At 35.8% G+C, this 16,411-nt stretch carries 17 protein-coding genes; 9 read left to right on the forward strand and 8 right to left on the reverse strand.

What is annotated here, in order from left to right; genetic code table 11:
• Positions 1–98: 98 nt before the first annotated feature.
• Genes gcvH through AC6EIZ_RS07485 form a run of 3 tightly spaced genes read right to left on the reverse strand, consistent with a single transcriptional unit; the run spans position 99 to position 2,544 of the window.
• On the reverse strand, positions 99–485 hold the full coding sequence (gcvH, locus tag AC6EIZ_RS07475; protein ID WP_498510104.1) for a glycine cleavage system protein GcvH: 387 nt from the start codon (positions 483–485) through the stop codon (positions 99–101).
• A 20-nt stretch (positions 486–505) separates the two neighbouring features.
• Complete coding sequence (locus AC6EIZ_RS07480) at positions 506–1,771, reverse strand: methionine gamma-lyase family protein (RefSeq protein WP_498510106.1); 1,266 nt, start codon at positions 1,769–1,771, stop codon at positions 506–508.
• Between the two features lie 38 nt (positions 1,772–1,809).
• The gene (locus AC6EIZ_RS07485; protein WP_498510108.1) at positions 1,810–2,544 is read right to left on the reverse strand and encodes a DUF8644 domain-containing protein; all 735 of its coding nucleotides are present in this window, start codon (positions 2,542–2,544) and stop codon (positions 1,810–1,812) included.
• A gap of 79 nt (positions 2,545–2,623) precedes the next feature.
• Between AC6EIZ_RS07485 and AC6EIZ_RS07490 the strand changes: the two genes are divergently transcribed.
• From AC6EIZ_RS07490 to AC6EIZ_RS07510, 5 genes are read left to right on the forward strand one after another with little or no spacing between them, the layout of a single operon-like run.
• Positions 2,624–3,553 (forward strand): acyl-CoA desaturase, encoded by a 930-nt coding sequence (locus AC6EIZ_RS07490; RefSeq protein ID WP_498510110.1) that lies wholly within the window; start codon positions 2,624–2,626, stop codon positions 3,551–3,553.
• A 43-nt stretch (positions 3,554–3,596) separates the two neighbouring features.
• The gene (gene rplI, locus AC6EIZ_RS07495) at positions 3,597–4,055 is read left to right on the forward strand and encodes a 50S ribosomal protein L9 (RefSeq protein WP_498510112.1); all 459 of its coding nucleotides are present in this window, start codon (positions 3,597–3,599) and stop codon (positions 4,053–4,055) included.
• 57 nt (positions 4,056–4,112) lie between these two features.
• Positions 4,113–5,531, forward strand: a complete 1,419-nt coding sequence (dnaB, locus tag AC6EIZ_RS07500) for a replicative DNA helicase (protein ID WP_498510114.1) — start codon at positions 4,113–4,115, stop codon at positions 5,529–5,531.
• A gap of 34 nt (positions 5,532–5,565) precedes the next feature.
• Complete coding sequence (gene mnmG, locus AC6EIZ_RS07505; protein ID WP_498510116.1) at positions 5,566–7,536, forward strand: tRNA uridine-5-carboxymethylaminomethyl(34) synthesis enzyme MnmG; 1,971 nt, start codon at positions 5,566–5,568, stop codon at positions 7,534–7,536.
• 5 nt (positions 7,537–7,541) lie between these two features.
• On the forward strand, positions 7,542–8,129 hold the full coding sequence (locus AC6EIZ_RS07510; RefSeq protein ID WP_498510118.1) for a chorismate lyase: 588 nt from the start codon (positions 7,542–7,544) through the stop codon (positions 8,127–8,129).
• A 6-nt stretch (positions 8,130–8,135) separates the two neighbouring features.
• On the opposite strand, the gene AC6EIZ_RS07515 is transcribed toward AC6EIZ_RS07510, so the two are convergent.
• Together AC6EIZ_RS07515 and AC6EIZ_RS07520 are read right to left on the reverse strand one after the other, a co-directional pair.
• Positions 8,136–8,666: an RNA helicase gene (locus AC6EIZ_RS07515; RefSeq protein ID WP_498510120.1), complete on the reverse strand. Its 531-nt coding sequence runs from the start codon at positions 8,664–8,666 to the stop codon at positions 8,136–8,138.
• A gap of 90 nt (positions 8,667–8,756) precedes the next feature.
• Positions 8,757–9,308, reverse strand: a complete 552-nt coding sequence (locus AC6EIZ_RS07520; protein WP_498510121.1) for a SprT family zinc-dependent metalloprotease — start codon at positions 9,306–9,308, stop codon at positions 8,757–8,759.
• Positions 9,309–9,425: 117 nt separating this feature from the next.
• On the opposite strand from AC6EIZ_RS07520, the gene AC6EIZ_RS07525 reads away from it, so the two are divergent.
• The 3 genes from AC6EIZ_RS07525 to AC6EIZ_RS07535 are packed head-to-tail and all read left to right on the forward strand — an operon-like array spanning position 9,426 to position 12,120.
• On the forward strand, positions 9,426–9,848 hold the full coding sequence (locus AC6EIZ_RS07525) for a hypothetical protein (RefSeq protein ID WP_498510123.1): 423 nt from the start codon (positions 9,426–9,428) through the stop codon (positions 9,846–9,848).
• Between the two features lie 33 nt (positions 9,849–9,881).
• The gene (gene ligA / locus AC6EIZ_RS07530) at positions 9,882–11,942 is read left to right on the forward strand and encodes an NAD-dependent DNA ligase LigA (protein ID WP_498513224.1); all 2,061 of its coding nucleotides are present in this window, start codon (positions 9,882–9,884) and stop codon (positions 11,940–11,942) included.
• A 19-nt stretch (positions 11,943–11,961) separates the two neighbouring features.
• A complete protein-coding gene (locus tag AC6EIZ_RS07535; protein ID WP_498510125.1) occupies positions 11,962–12,120 on the forward strand; it encodes a hypothetical protein in 159 nt (52 codons plus the stop codon).
• On the opposite strand, the gene AC6EIZ_RS07540 is transcribed toward AC6EIZ_RS07535, so the two are convergent.
• The 3 genes from AC6EIZ_RS07540 to AC6EIZ_RS07550 form a co-directional block, all read right to left on the reverse strand.
• Complete coding sequence (locus tag AC6EIZ_RS07540) at positions 12,117–12,824, reverse strand: TVP38/TMEM64 family protein (RefSeq protein ID WP_498510127.1); 708 nt, start codon at positions 12,822–12,824, stop codon at positions 12,117–12,119. The two genes, AC6EIZ_RS07535 and AC6EIZ_RS07540, sit on opposite strands and share 4 nt — an antisense overlap.
• Positions 12,752–15,553: a valine--tRNA ligase gene (locus tag AC6EIZ_RS07545; RefSeq protein ID WP_498510129.1), complete on the reverse strand. Its 2,802-nt coding sequence runs from the start codon at positions 15,551–15,553 to the stop codon at positions 12,752–12,754. The genes AC6EIZ_RS07540 and AC6EIZ_RS07545 overlap by 73 nt, the downstream gene beginning before the upstream one ends.
• 73 nt (positions 15,554–15,626) lie before the next feature.
• Positions 15,627–16,082, reverse strand: coding sequence for a protein phosphatase (locus AC6EIZ_RS07550; RefSeq protein WP_498510131.1), 456 nt, complete (start codon positions 16,080–16,082; stop codon positions 15,627–15,629).
• A gap of 63 nt (positions 16,083–16,145) precedes the next feature.
• Here AC6EIZ_RS07550 and AC6EIZ_RS07555 point away from each other — a divergent pair, with 63 nt between their 5' ends.
• Positions 16,146–16,397, forward strand: a complete 252-nt coding sequence (locus AC6EIZ_RS07555; RefSeq protein WP_498510133.1) for a hypothetical protein — start codon at positions 16,146–16,148, stop codon at positions 16,395–16,397.
• The last annotated feature ends 14 nt before the right edge of the window (positions 16,398–16,411 follow it).

Genomic DNA, 16,411 nt, shown 5'->3' on the forward strand with positions numbered 1-16,411 from the left:
CTTGTTTTCAAGCACAAGCAAGTTAAGTTATTGGAGTGAAGGCCACTGTAGAGAAAAAGTTCCTGTTTTGTTGTAAGAAAAAATCATTAGGTAAAATTTTATGCAACAATTTTCTTTGAATAAGTTTCAGAATCCATAAGCTCTTTTAATTGATCAGGGTTATCTGGACGAATTATTAATAACCATCCTTCACCATGAGGATCATTTTGAAGCTCCTCTGGACTTGTCAAAACAGAATTATTTCTATGAATAATTTCTCCGCTAACTGGTGCATACATATCTTCTACAGCCTTTACAGATTCCACTGAGCCAAAGCTCTCTCCTTTGGCTATTGAAGTGCCTTCTTCTGGTAGATCAACAAAAACGATATCTCCTAACTGATCTACAGCGAATTCACTAATACCAATTCGAACTAATGCATCATCGGCAAAAGCATATTCATGACTGTCAGCGAAACGAAAATGATCTGGGAAGGAAAAAGGCATTGCGTCAAAACGAAAAACGCTTAACCATTCTGGGGCAAGTTGATGAATCCTGCCTGAAATAAGTTTGATAATGCATGAATCAAAGCAATTTTGACATGAGAGCGATGGGCTCCTCCTTGAATAAATAGATCAAATGGAGGTTTCATAGGAGCATCAGCTGAAAATTCACTCGTACTACCATCTACGAAAGTTCCTCCAGCCATGACTAAGTTATTTTCATAACCTGGCATTGAAGCAGGTATTGGATCCAGAAAAGATCCGATGGGTGATTTTTCCTGAAAAGACCTACAAATAATTTGTAAAATTTCTGGATCGCCTATTCTTACCACTTGGATCAAATCAGTTCGCATAGAACCTGGGGTTGGCAAAACATGAAAGCCCAATTCGCTAAACGTAGTAGAAATGATCTCAGCACCAATTAGAGCCTCTGCAACCATTTGAGGTGCAAGAAAAAGTCCTTGTAAAATGGTTCTATTTAAGTCAAAAGTAATACCCCCCTCAGGTCCAATACCTGGGGCAGTCAAGCGGCAACATGCTTTATCAACTAAATCAGCTTTTCCCGCAATATATCCACCAGTAGGAACAATAGTCCCCCCTAAATTTTTTATTAAAGAACCTGCAATTAAATCTGCACCAACTGAGGTTGGTTCCTTAGTTTCAACAAATTCTCCATAGCAATTATCAACAAAACAAATACAGTTAGGTTGAAGCTTATGACATAAATAACAAATCTCTTTAATAACATCAATGCTCACAGATGGACGCCATGTATAACCACAACTACGTTGTATAAAAATTAATTTTCTAGGCGTATGTAAAGCTTTTTCTAAAGCTAAAAAATCTATATTTCCATCATTTTTTAAAGAGATCTCTTCATAGTTAATACCAAACTCAATCAAGGATCCTTGACCATTACCCCTCAATCCAATGACTTCTTCAAGAGATTCATAGGGTCTTCCAGTAACAGATAATAAATCATCTCCAGGTCTTAAGACACCAAACAATGATGATGTAATAGCATGAGTTCCACTAACGAACTGAAGCCTTACTGCTGCTTTTTCAGCTTGTAGAACATCTGCAAAAATTTTATCAATTATATCTCTTCCTAAATCCCCATGTCCATATCCTGTTAAAGAGGCAAAATGTTGTACATTAAGATGAGAATTAGAAAAAGCTTTTAATACTTTTTCTAATTTAAGTGTTATGCTATTAGTCTTTTCTTTGATAGATAAATCTAATTTTTTTTCTATATTATCAACAAAATTTTTTGCAGAGTTTTTAAACATATTAGTTTTTAATTAATTATAAACTGAGTTTAATAAAATTAATCTGAAAAAATAATTTCTAATTTTTCTTGATCTTTAAGTAATAATCCTCTTTGGCGAAGATTCTCCAAAAATGCATCAGCACCTTGCAAATTATTTGTATTTAACAATTTATTTGTTGCGTATAAATCTAACAATTCTCCATCAAGTTCCTCTGCTGTGTAATCTTTTAAACCAGCCATAACTGCTTCAAATCTTTCTCTTCGTTGTTTTTTACTTACTGGATAAGCTGACATGACTTGTTCTCTACACATTCTCCATGATCTTCCTTTACATAAATAATCAGCCAAAGCAGCGCTAAGGACAGGTGCCTCAGATTCCTCAATAAACCAATCAAAGGAGGAAGGCAGAGCAGCTAAACCAACAAAAATCTCAAAAAAATCACCAGCAGAAAGTGGATGATTGTCATTTCCTTCAACTGCCATAGCTGATTCTTGAAGTGACCTATGCAACTCAGGATGAACGCTTAATATTTGACTTTCTATATTTTCTAAGCCTCGAGAAAGAACTTGATTCACTCTTCCCAAAGCAAAAAATACTTCAGGACTTGGAGATACAAGTTTTCCATTTCGAAGATTTGAGATTTGAGAGCTATGAACCCTGCCTAAATCCAAGCATTCAGCCAAAGCAGGAAGAACTTTATGAGACCAGCCATTTCGCTCATGCCATACATGTACTAGATGAGCCATTGCCCTTCTTCCTATTGCCAATTGGTCACGAAAACTAGAGGTCACAAATCACACTCAAGATCGATAAATAGGCCTGGTTAGGATCCTTATCGTATATTATATACATCAAGTAAACGGATTACTAATGGTTTCAAGTTTAATCGAGGCTTCGGCTCCATTAAAAAAACCAGTTGCTGCTGATAAAGCGATGGCTGCATCGAAGAAGCTCCAAGGGCATGTACCAAGAAGAATTCATAACCAAAGGGCCAGGAGAAGATGGGGAACAGTCATATTCATGCTGACAATACACGCTCTAACAATATTTACTTTGCAAGCTCAATTTTGGAGCTGGTTAGCATTCTCTGGATTTGTTTTCTTATATTGGGTAACCGCTTGCTTGGGAGTAACTACAGGTTATCACCGCCTTCTTTCACATCGTTCTTTTCAAGTTCCAAAATGGCTTGAACGATTTTTTGCAACTTGTGGAGCATTAAGTTGCCAACATGGTCCAATTGATTGGGTTGGTCTTCATAGGCATCATCATACTTTTTCCGATACTGAAGCTGATCATCATGACAGTAACAAAGGATTTTGGTGGAGTCATATGGGATGGATGTTTGAAGATGTACCTGCCATGAAAGCCGTTCCAAGACTTTCTGGAGATTTAATCAAAGATCCTTACTATCGCTTCTTAAATAAAAATTTTTTACTTTTGCAAATACCTCTAGGCGCGACGCTTTATTTAATTGGCCAATCAGCTGGTGTTGGAGGATGGGCAATGGTCCTATGGGGAATTCCTCTAAGACTGGTTTTTGTTTATCACATAACTTGGCTAGTTAATTCTGCAACTCATTGTTGGGGTTCTATTGCATATGAAAGTGGGGATAATTCCAAAAATAATAAATGGGTGGCAGCGCTTACATTTGGAGAAGGATGGCACAACAATCATCATGCTTTTCCTAACTCAGCCAAGCATGGCCTTCAAAAAAATCAAATAGATATAACTTGGCAGCATATACGTTTTTTGAAAGCAATTGGGTTAGCCAAAAAAATTAGACTCCCTATCGCGTCGTAATATTATGAACAATAACTAAATAGTATTAATTCATCTTCGATCCATGGCTAAGAGAGTTCAAGTTGTTCTAAATGAAGACATAAAAAGTCTTGGTAATGATGGTGACCTTGTTGAGGTTGCTCCTGGTTTTGCAAGAAACTTTTTATTACCCAATAAAAAAGCATTACCAGTTACTCCAACTGTTTTAAAGCAAGTTGAGCATAGAAGAGCAAAACAAGCAGAAAAAGAAGCTGCTAAAAAACAAGAAGCTATTGACTTCCAAACAGCTCTGACAACAATTGGAAGATTTACTGTCAAAAAACAGGTAGGAGAAGATGGAGTCTTATTTGGAACAGTGACAAACGGAGATGTAGCAGAAGTTGTAAAGGAAGCTACCAAAAAAGATATCGATCGTAGAGACATATCTCTTCCTGAGATCCATGGTGTTGGAAAATATAAAGTGCAAATTAAGCTTCATAAAGAAGTAAATGCTGAAATAAATCTTGAAATTACAAGTTACTAATAGTTGCATCTTTGTCTGAACAAGCCAAAGTAGGTGTCCTTGACCAACAAGCGATAAATGATAAGCACCCCCTCTTCAAATAATGGGGATTTTTCAAAACAAGGTAGAGACTTTGGAGCTTTTAATAATTCCAAAATTGATAAGCCTCGTTTTGAAGCTCAACCTGACCAAATACCTCCACAAAATCTGGAGGCAGAAGAATCTGTTCTTGGTGGAATTTTATTGGATCCTGATGCGATAGGACGAATAGCTGATTTACTTCAAGTTGAAGCTTTTTACATATCTGCTCATAGAGAAATATATAGAACAGCATTAATGCTTCATAGCCAAGGCAAGCCGACAGATTTAACTGCAATGAGCGCTTGGCTAGCCGATACAAATTCTTTAGAAAAAGTAGGAGGCAATAACCGATTAGTTGAACTGGTTGAGAGGGTTACATCTACAGCTTCAATCGAACAAGTTGCTAAATTAATTAGCGATAAATTTCTGCGAAGACAATTAATTAAATCTGGAAATGATGTCATCAAATTAGGCTTTGATCAAAGCCTCCCAATGGAAGAGGCTATAGATCAAGCTGAGCAAAAAATCTTTGCTATTAGCCAAGACAAACCATCCAAAGGTTTGACACCTACTGCAGAGATTCTGACAAGTACTTTCAATGAAATAGAAAGTAGATCGCTTGGGACATCAGTGGCAGGGATACCAGTTAATTTTTACGATCTGGATGCAATGACACAAGGACTTCAAAGGAGTGATCTAATAATTGTGGCTGGAAGACCAGCAATGGGAAAAACTTCCATTGTTCTTAATTTGGCTAAAAACGTAGCGCAACTGCATGACCTACCTGTTTGCGTATTTAGTCTTGAGATGAGTAAAGAGCAACTAACTTACAGACTGCTATCAAGCGAGGTAGGTATTGAAAGCAGTCGATTAAGAACGGGACGTTTGCAACAAGATGAATGGCCATTACTTGGTCAAGGTATTAATACACTTGGTCAATTACCAATCTTCATTGACGACAAACCAAATTCAAGTGTTCTTGAGATGAGGTCCTTATGTCGTCGACTAATTGCTGAACAAGGTAAAGAGCTGGGACTAATTGTGATTGATTATCTACAACTAATGGAAGGTACTTCGCCCGATAATCGAGTTCAAGAAATTTCAAGGATTACTCGAGGTCTCAAGGGTATGGCGAGAGAACTAAAAGTCCCTGTAATCGCTTTATCTCAATTAAGTAGAGGAGTTGAATCAAGAACCAATAAAAGACCAATGCTTAGCGATCTGCGTGAATCTGGCTCAATAGAACAGGATGCAGACTTAGTTCTAATGATTTATAGGGATGAGTATTACAATCCAGAAACTACTGATAGAGGAATTACAGAAGTTATCGTGACAAAACACCGAAATGGTCCTGTTGGAACAGTTAAATTACTGTTTGAACCCCAATTCACTAGATTTAGAAATCTTGCTGCTTAATAATTCGAAAATTCAATTCCTAAATGATTAATTGATGATTACTAAACAATCTTCAAATGAAAGTTTTGACGTAATTGTTGTAGGAGGAGGTCATGCAGGCTGCGAAGCTGCTCTGACTTCAGCAAGATTAGGATTAAATACAGCTTTATTTACACTCAATTTAGATCGAATCGCATGGCAACCATGTAACCCCGCAGTAGGAGGACCAGCTAAAAGTCAATTAGTTCATGAAGTTGATGCCCTTGGAGGGATCATTGGGAAATTAGCCGATTTAACTGCTCTTCAAAAAAGGGTCTTAAACGCAAGCAGAGGGCCAGCAGTTCGAGCATTGAGAGCACAAACAGATAAAAGGTTATATGCACATGAAATGCTAAAAATCCTACAAAACACGCCAAATTTAAAGATTAGAGAGGCAATGGTTACTGGGCTAGAAATTGAACATTATCCCAATAAGATTAAAAGGAACACAGCAGAAATTCAAAAGAGTATTGGATTTATAAAGGGAATTAAAACCTATTTTGGAAGCGTTTTTCATGCAAAAGCAGTTGTACTTACAACAGGAACCTTTTTAGGAGGCAGAATTTGGATTGGCAATCAATCCATGAGTGCAGGTCGAGCAGGAGAGCAGGCCTCTGAGGGCTTAACTGAAGAATTACAAAAGCTAGGCTTCACTACTGATCGTTTAAAAACAGGCACCCCTGCCCGCGTAGATAGACGAACTATTGATCTTGACTCCTTAGATGAGCAATTGAGCGATGCTGCAGATAAATTCTTTTCTTTTGATCCTCTTTCTTGGAGAAGTGGGGAACAAATGAGTTGTCATATCACGCGAACAACAAACGAAACTCACCAACTTATTAAAAATAATCTTCATTTAACTCCTATTTATGGAGGTTTTATTGATAGTAAAGGTCCACGATATTGCCCATCAATTGAAGATAAAATTGTACGTTTTGCTGACAAAGATTCACACCAGATTTTCTTAGAACCCGAAGGTAGAGATACTCCAGAAATGTATGTACAAGGTTTCTCAACTGGACTACCCGAAAACTTACAATTAGAACTTCTAAGGACTCTGCCAGGCTTGCAAAAATGCGTAATGCTTCGACCTGCTTATGCAGTTGAATATGACTACCTACCAGCCACACAATTAGAAGCAACACTAGAAACAAAAAGAATAAGTGGTTTATTTAGTGCAGGGCAACTAAATGGAACAACAGGATATGAAGAAGCTGCTGCACAAGGTTTAGTAGCAGGTTTAAATGCTGCAAGATTAGTAAACAATACAGAAGGAATTATTTTCGAAAGAGAGAATAGTTATATAGGGACTATGATTGATGATTTAGTTACAAAAGATTTAAAAGAACCATATAGAGTATTAACTAGTAGAAGTGAATATCGTTTGATTTTAAGGGGTGATAATGCAGATAGGCGTTTAACTCCACTTGGTTACAAATTAGGATTGATTGATGAAAGAAGGTGGAAAATTTTTAATGATAAGCAAAAACTAATCGATCAAGAGAAAACAAGATTAGAAAAAGAGCGCATTAAAGAAAATGATAAATGTGCAAAAGAAATATACTCCTCGACTGGAACAGCTATTAAAGGTTCAATAACATTAGCAAATTTCCTCAGAAGAACAAATATTCACTATAAAGACTTAATTAAGTATAATTTAGCAACTAATAATATTCCTTTAGATGTTGAAGAAGGAGTTGAAATAGATATTAAATATACTGGTTATTTAGAAAGACAAAAAGCCCAAATAAATCAATTAAAGCAGCAAAGTAAAAAATTATTACCAAAAAATTTAAATTACAATAATATAGAAACACTATCTAAAGAAGCGAGAGAAAAATTAACAATTTCTCAACCCAAAAGTCTTGGACATGCTGCTCAACTTCCTGGTGTAAGCAAAGCAGATCTCACTGCACTTCTTGTATGGTTAAAAATAGAGCAAATGAAAAAAGCTGAAAGAAAAGATCCACTACAAATAACAAGCTGATAAAAGTGAATTCACATCAATCTCAATTACCTTCCCCTGAAGTGATTTGGAAAGCCTCGAAAGAAAGTGTTCTGTCAGGGAAAGGGAATCATAAACTCTCTGGAGCATGGCAATTAATGCTATTGGGTGATGGCAGCCCAACCAGGCATCTCAAACTTTTAACAGGGCATGAAGTTGCCATAAAAGTCATATCTATGGCAAAGGAAAATAATGATCAAAATGGAGTTCCAGAAGAAGTCAATGAACTAGAGCCACCTTTGATACGAAGACAAGTTTGGCTTACATGTGGAGACTTAACCCTGGCATGGGCTGAAAGCTGGTGGAATTTTCAAGAAGCAGAAAAGCATCTACAAAATAAGGATCAACCAATCTGGAAAAGCTTGACCCAAGGACGCTCAGAGCTTTTTAGAGAAGTTGACGGATTGGGATTAGTTAATGCCAATTGGCTGAAAGCAGAATTTCATGAAGATGGTCCTTTTTGGAGTAGGCATTATCGATTTTTTCGTCAACAAAAAGAATTAACTGTAATTAGAGAAGTTTTCAGCCCAAAGCTAGAAAAATGGTTAGGCCCAATCCCACGAAAGGCTTTTTAAAAATTACTAGTATTTTCTTCGACTAGATCTTGGAATATTTCTTCTTTGAGGAGTTCTTTCATCTCGAAAAGAATCATTTAAATCGAGTGCGTTTTGCTTACCTGAATTATCTTTTCTTTCCCACTTATTTAATTTGAAAGATTGATCATCTGGCCATTCATCCATTTCATCTGAATTATTTCTCCTTGATTCAATCTGAGGTGGTAAAGCTTTAGGAACTCTTAAAGAAATTGCACTTAAGGGTCTTTTTGTATTGTTTGTATTTTCTTGAAGCGGTTCATCATTGAAGTCTTCATTATCCAACCAATCATCATCATCCTCAAAAAACCAATCAATCTTGTCTTCCATCCAACGACCAACTTTGTCGAAATTTGCTGAAATCTCTTTATTTTGCAATCCTCCCCTTCTTTGACCAGGCCGATTACCTGCAACTCCATCTACCACCTGTTTTCCAGTTTGTATCCATTTTTCCATTCTGCGATCAAGTGGTGCTCGAGATCGCTGACGAATTTGATTACGATTTTTATATGAGCTCATCTTTTAAATTTAACCCTTTCAAACCAACTAGCGAAACACCTTAATAATGAAATTATTCAAACTTCAAATAAACGCCATTTAAAGAAAAAATTATTTAAGTACTCTAGGAAAAAGCTGAAATTCAAGGACGCATTCTTGATCCCATCGACCACCAAAATAATTATTACAACAACTGCGACAGGCAGCGCCTTTAACAATACGTCTGTAACTAAAGCTTTTTTTGCATGAGGGGCAAGTTGCCACCCATTTAGGATCTTTTTTTGATACTGGAAACGAATGACGAACAGTTACTTGAAAATCAGTTTGAGCAGAATTGATCTCTGCCATACGTTTATGAAAATTAGGACCATGTGCCTCTTCAACTTTGAGAACAAGATCAATCCAGGCATGAATCATTTCATGGCACAACGTACTTATCAATGCCTTTTGAGGAAGATTCTCTAATACTGGTCTAGACAGAATTATTTCACTAGCTTTAACCCCAAAGAAATTCGTTTTACTCCTATAGATCCCAGCCGTAGTGCGCATGCGACCATCACTCCAACGAACAGAAACTTTGGGAACTCCTTTCTCAAACAAAGAGTTCTGAAAATATTGTCTGTTTAATTTCAGAAATAATGGTAAGACAGGTATTAAGGACATTGATGCAGAGCACTCATTAGCATTATTATTTCGATAACATTCTGTCTGACTATCAATAACAAACAAGCTAATCTCATAGCTAATAAGTCAGAATCTTAAATTAAACGGAATTAAAAAATGGATAGTGCTCTTATCAAAGCAATTGGATTAAAAGCTCTCTTGGTTGGAGTTGGCGCACTTCTCCTTTTTTGGACTTTTAACGCAATTAAGCTCGTCATAAGTGCAAGAGGAATTAATCCACTTGTGAAAAAGTTTTTTGATCAAATTGCAGCTGGGCGAATTGATGGAGCTTATAGACTTACGACAAAAGCTTATAAATCACATGTCAATAGACAAGACTTCATTAAATTTTTGGGTAGCTTGCAATTAAATCGATATAGAAATTTGAAGTCAGGGCGCCCAAGGATAGAAGACAATCAAATAATACTGACACTAAGTTTGAAATCAGAAGATAAGAAAAATGAAATGCCACTGGACTTCACTTTTATTAAAATCAACGAAAACTGGCAAATAGATCGTATTGTCAAAGCCAGTAAATAATGAAGCCAAATGTGACAAGTGAATTCAAAAAACTTGAATCAACATAATGAACGTGCAAAAGAGCTTAGAGCTTTACTTAATAAAGCAAATTACTCCTACTATGTATTAGATTCACCAGAGATAGACGATTCTGTTTATGATCAACTATATCGAGAATTAATTGAAATTGAAAATAGCTACCCATCTTTAATTACTAATGATAGCCCTTCCCAAAGAGTAGGAGGTATTCCTTCTAAAGGATTCAAAAATGTTGCGCATAATATTCCTCTTTTAAGTCTAGATAATGCTTTTAATGTAAATGAATTAGAAGCATGGTACAAAAGGATCAAAAAATTAATTAGTTCAGAGAATAAAAATATCAAAGAAGTTGATAATCCAGAACTAATATGTGAATTAAAAATTGATGGAAATGCTATTTCAATAAGATATGAAAATGGAGTTTTAACTAAAGCAGCAACTCGTGGAGATGGAAAAACCGGAGAAGATATCACAACTAATATCAGAACAATTTCTACAATCCCTTTACGTTTACTATTAAAAAACCCACCCTCTTGGATTGAAATTAGAGGCGAAGCTTTCATGCCCAATAAGATATTTAATAAACTCAATATTGATAGAAAAAATACTGATCAATCACTCTTTGCAAATCCTAGAAATTCTTGTGCAGGAACATTAAGACAATTAGATCCCAAAATAGTTGCATCTAGAAAACTTGATTTCTTCGCATACAGTCTTTATTTGCCAGAAAATTGGGAGCCAACTGATAGGAGTTTTAAAAAACCAGATTCTCAATCTGAATCACTTGAATTTTTAAAAAATATTGGTTTTAAAATTAATACTACATATGAAATAAAAAAAACCTTAAATGAAGCAAATGGCTATTATAAGTATTGGGAAATTGAAAAAGATTTTTTAGCATATGCAACTGATGGCATAGTAGTAAAAATAGATAAATTTGAAATACAAAATCTCTTAGGTGCAACAAATAAAGCTCCAAGATGGGCCATCGCCGTCAAATATCCAGCAGAAGAAAAAGCGACTAAGTTAAGAAAATTAATTTTCCAAGTAGGTCGCTCTGGTGCTGTTACACCTGTAGCAGAGTTTGAATCGATAGAGCTTGCAGGAACATCTGTGAATCGTGCAACTCTTCATAATGCAAAAAGACTTGCCTCTTTAGATCTTCATTATGAAGACACGATAATTGTTCGAAAAGCTGGTGAGATTATTCCTGAAGTTATTCGAGTAATTAAAGAATTTAGACAAGTTGATGCAAAATTAGTTCAACTTCCTCAAAACTGTCCAGAATGTAATTCGAAGTTAGTTCTAGAACCGAGCGAAGCGATTACAAAATGTATTAATCCTAAATGCCCAGCAAAATTAAAAGGCCTTTTACGACATTGGGTCAGCAAAGGGTCAATGAACATAGATGGATTAGGTGAAAAAATTATTAATCAATTAGTAAATGAAGAATACGTAAAGTCCATCGCAGATTTATATAAACTTGAGATTGATTCCCTTTTAGAACTTGAAAGATTTGGTGAAAAATCTGCTAATAATCTACTAACAGAAATTAACGAGTCTAAAAACAAAAGTTGGCACAAACAGCTCTACGGTTTAGGGATACCACACATAGGGGAAGCGAATGCTAAATCTCTTTCGAAAAACTTTCATAGTATCGAAGAACTTAATACTATTGCAAAGGAGTCACCCGAGAATATATGCAATATTTATGGATTTGGAAATGAAATGAAAGATGCAATAATTAAATGGTTTGATGATTCTAATAATCAAACCTTAATTAAAGAATTAAAAGCAATTGGATTTTCTCTAAAAGAGAGTTTAAATTCAAAATACAATTCAAATCAATCAAATGTTTTTGATAGTAAGGTTTTTGTCTTAACAGGAATACTTAATTCGCTTACAAGAGATGAAGCAAAAGAATTAATAGAAAGTGCTGGAGGAAAAGTCAGCTCTTCAATTAGTAAAAAAACTGATTTTTTACTATCAGGAGAAAAAGCGGGTAGTAAGTTAAAAAAAGCAAAAGAGCTCGGAGTAAAAATAATTAACGAAAATGAATTCAGGCTGTTATTGTAAACATAATTGGATTTTAAAAATGGATAAGAATGAAATTTTTTCTTTAATTAAAACAGAATGTGGACGCGCAAAGTATGAGATGTTAGCTTCTAAAAAAGGTATATTTAATCGCATAAGACTTTATTGGTTCATCGTATTTGCAGCGATTGAAGATTGGAATTTAAAAACTGATGATTAATCTAAAGATTTAGAATCCTGATTTATTTTTCTTATTGAACGTAAAACCAAAATAATAATTGATATAGTTGATAAAATACTAATTAAACTCCAAATAAATGAACTAATATCAGATCTTCCTGAGAGTACTTCTCCAAAATTTGAAACTTTGAGTGCTAAAGACCCTAAGCTACAATATAAAATTGTGCCAGGTAATATACCAATCATTCCAAGAGTAAAATCACGAACTTTTACCTCACTCAAGCCATATGTAAAATTAAGTAAGCCAAATGGAAAAAGAGGAGAAAGTCTTGTGAGAAGAATGACTTTTAGACCCTCGCGTTGAACAGCTCTCTCCATTATTTGAACTTTTGGAAAATTTGAGACCTTTTTTTGAGCCCATTCTTTTAACATATTTCTCCCTAAATAAAAAGTTAGATGAGCTCCAATAAAAGCAGCTACAAATACAACCGAACTTCCAAGCCAGGTGCCATAAAGAAAGCCAGACAACATCGAAAGCCATGAGCCTGGCAACAAAAAAGACACCCAAAAAACATAAACCAAAGCAAAAACCAAAATCCCAAAAGGGCTGCTTAAAAAAGGAATAAAATTATTAACAAGAGTTTCTAAGTTGTAAGACATAATTAGGTAGTTCAATCCAATCCCATTAGACGCTCTTTGACTAAGCGGACTTGCGCTTCTGACTCCGTTAAGTTTGCTCTGCATTCTTCAACAACCTCTTTGGGAGCTTTATCAACAAAATTCTTATTTGCTAGACGTCTAGAGAGACTTTCTATTTCTTTTTGTGCTTTATTTAAATCTTTTTCAAGCCTTGATCGTAAAGAAGCTATATCTATCAATCCTTCAATAGGAAGAACCACCTCTAGTTCTCCACTTACGCCTGCTAAAGCTTTCATAGAAGGTAATGATTTTGCTTGCTCTGGAGATAATATTTGGACTTCCTTAGCCTTCGTTAAAACAGCAATATCATTGATTGATGTTTTTAGAGTGTTTTGCAAGACTTCCTTACCAGAGACCAACATGACAGGAACTTTTTGAGAGGGTTTCAAACCAGCAACTGCTCGTAGATTGCGAATCAATCTGATAGATGCAAATAAATCAGAGAAAGAACTCTCTAAATCAATATTCAAGTCTTGTTCATTTGATTTTGGCCAAGGCTGCAAAGCAAGAAATTGATCTTCATTTAAGCCTGTTAATCCATGCCAAAGCTCCTCTGTCAAATGAGGCATTAGAGGATGAAGCATAATCAAAAGATCACTTAAAACTTTGTATAAGATGCTTTTCGCAACTTTTTGATCTAATAATTCATCAGAAGAAAGATTTGCTGCACTATTCAATCGACGCTTAATTAGTTCTAAATACCAATCACAAAAATCATTCCAAGCAAATTCATACAATCCCTTAGCAGCCTCTCCCAAAGCATAGTTTTCATATCTATTAGCAGTTTCACGATTGACCCGAGAAAGTCTGGACAAAATCCACTTATCTGATAATTGCAACTTCGATAAATCATATTTCTCCAAATTTTCATAATCTTGATCCTCAAGATTGATAAGAGCAAATCTTGTTGCATTCCAAAGCTTGTTAGCAAAATTTCTAGAGGCCTCAACCGTTGCTGATGTTTGATTTTTACGATTAAAATCAATACGTATATCTTGCCCCGCGCCGGCAACTTCCCGAACAAGAGCAAACCTCAAAGCATCAGTTCCATAACGTTCTATTAGTAATAGAGGATCGATACCATTTCCTGCACTTTTACTCATCTTTCGATTTTGCTCATCTCTGACAAGTCCATGAATATAGACGTCAGAAAATGGCATCTTCTCTGTAAAGACTCCAGCCATCATTGTCATTCTTGCTACCCAAAAGAAAATAATGTCAAAGCCAGTAACTAGAGTATTTGTTGGATACCAACGTTGAAAATCAGGATGAGCTTCATCAGGCCAACCTAATGTAGAAAAAGGCCATAATCCACTAGAAAACCACGTATCTAGAACATCTTCATCTTGCTCAATTTTGACTGAATCTCCATATTGTTCTCGCGCTAATTTCTGAGCTTCATCTTCTGTTCGAGCGACAATATATGGTGTTTCATTAACCACTTTATTATCTGTTTGACTAATCACAAACCAAGCCGGAATACGATGTCCCCACCATAATTGTCTACTTATACACCAATCTCTGATATCAGTTAACCAATCTCGATAAACTTTTGACCATCTATTAGGAATAAATTTAGGTTGTCCTTTCTCAAAAAATTCAGAACAACTATTTGCTAATGGATCCATTTTGACAAACCACTGAGTTGAAAGCAATGGCTCCACTGGTACTTTCCCTCTGTCAGAGAAAGGCACACTATGTTTATAAGCTTCTATTTTGGTTAAAAGACCAATCTCCTTTAAAGAATCAACAACAGCTTCACGAGCTTCAAAACGATCCAAACCTTCAAATTGACCTGAATTGTGATTCATTGTTCCTTTTTTAGTCATGACTGTTATTTGAGGTAGGTCATGTCTCTGACCTATCTCAAAATCATTAGGATCATGAGCTGGAGTGACTTTGACACATCCAGTTCCAAAATCTTTATCTACATGAGAGTCTCCAATAATTGGAATGATTCTGCCAACTAGAGGCAAAGTAAGTTTCTCACCTATGAGATCTTTATATCTTTCATCTGATGGGTTCACAGCAACTGCGACATCACCAAGCATCGTCTCCGGACGTGTAGTCGCTACTTCTAAGTGACTTATTTGTTTTGCAGCTGATACGGATGAGGTGACTAAGGGATATCGGAAATGCCATAAATGTCCATCTACTTCTCTCATTTCAACTTCTAAATCACTCACAGCCGAACCAGAAGCAGGGCACCAATTCACTAAATATTCTCCTCGATATATCAATCCCTTCTCATGCAAACGAACAAATGCTTCGGAAACAGCTTTACTTAGGCCCTTATCCAATGTAAATCTCTCTCTACTCCAGTCTACGGAATATCCCAAACGCTTTAATTGAGCAACAATTCTTCCACCACTTTTTTCTTTCCACTCCCAAGCTTTTTCTAAGAAGGCAGCTCTACCAAGATCACGACGATTTTTGCCTTCTTCCTTAAGTTGTCTCTCGAGAATAGTTTGAACAGCAATTGAAGCATGGTCTGTTCCTGGAAGACAAAGAACATTACTTCCTTTTAATCGCTTATACCTGACAACAGTATCGATTAAGGCAGTATTAAAAGCGTGCCCCATATGCAGACTACCTGTGACATTTGGAGGAGGAATAACTACGGAAAATGGGTCTCCAGGAGCTGATGGATCAGGTTTAAAAGCTCCTTTTTCTTCCCAAGCTCTCTGCCAGCGATTTTCAGTACCAACTGGATCATATGTTTTAGGAAGCCCTGAGGCTTCAGATAATTTTGTAGTTTTTGCCCGCTCTATCACAGAAAAAAAATGTGTTTAATTTAATTTACTCATTCCCAACAAAAGTTTTACATCATTCTTGCTTTTCCTAAATTCAAATGTCACTTTTCACGTTCCACGGAATCGAAACTATTGAGTCGTGCCTTTCCCATTCAGCCGAAGATAACGAAACCTTGTCAGTTAAGCCGATCATTTCTAAGGCTTCAAATACGTCGATATCATTAATCCTCTTATCTAAAGCTATGGGCATAATCAAAACTTGCGATTCTGCAGGATCAGCCATCACATGTAATGACAAATCTTCTAAAGCTCTTTCAAAAAATATTTTTCTCATTCGACTTGTTAAAGGAGAACCCATCGCTTCCGCAAACATTTCTAGGCTTTCTTTTTCTCCAGAAAGCCCACAATTTAAACTTAACCAAATTAAAAATTTAACCCAGCTATCTAAGCTCCACAAAGGCTGAAAGCTATCTCGCTTACTATAAATTAATTCCAGCAATGCGAACTCAAAGGCTTTTGCTTGAATAGAGATGCGAGATATTTGTTCCATAGAAGACATTTTCTCCAACTACAGCCAAACTAGTGTTTATTGTTCATTATCTGTTTATTTGTCATGGATCTGAACGACCCTGAACTTGAATTCTCCGATCTTGTTTACGCATATCAAAGCTGGGTAATCGCTGTAATCAATGATGAAAAATTAAATAGTAAAGAAAAGTTACTTACAGAGGAAATATCAGATGATGCTTTAAATGCTATGAGATTCTTACCAGGTGAAGTAACTAGCGCAATTGAGACAAGTTTAGCTCGCGTCTATGAAGTTGATTCCGAGGAGCTCTCTTCGATCTTGTTTCCAGAAGAATAAATTCAATTATTATT

The sequence above is a fragment of the Prochlorococcus sp. G4PB16 genome, assembly GCF_059772465.1.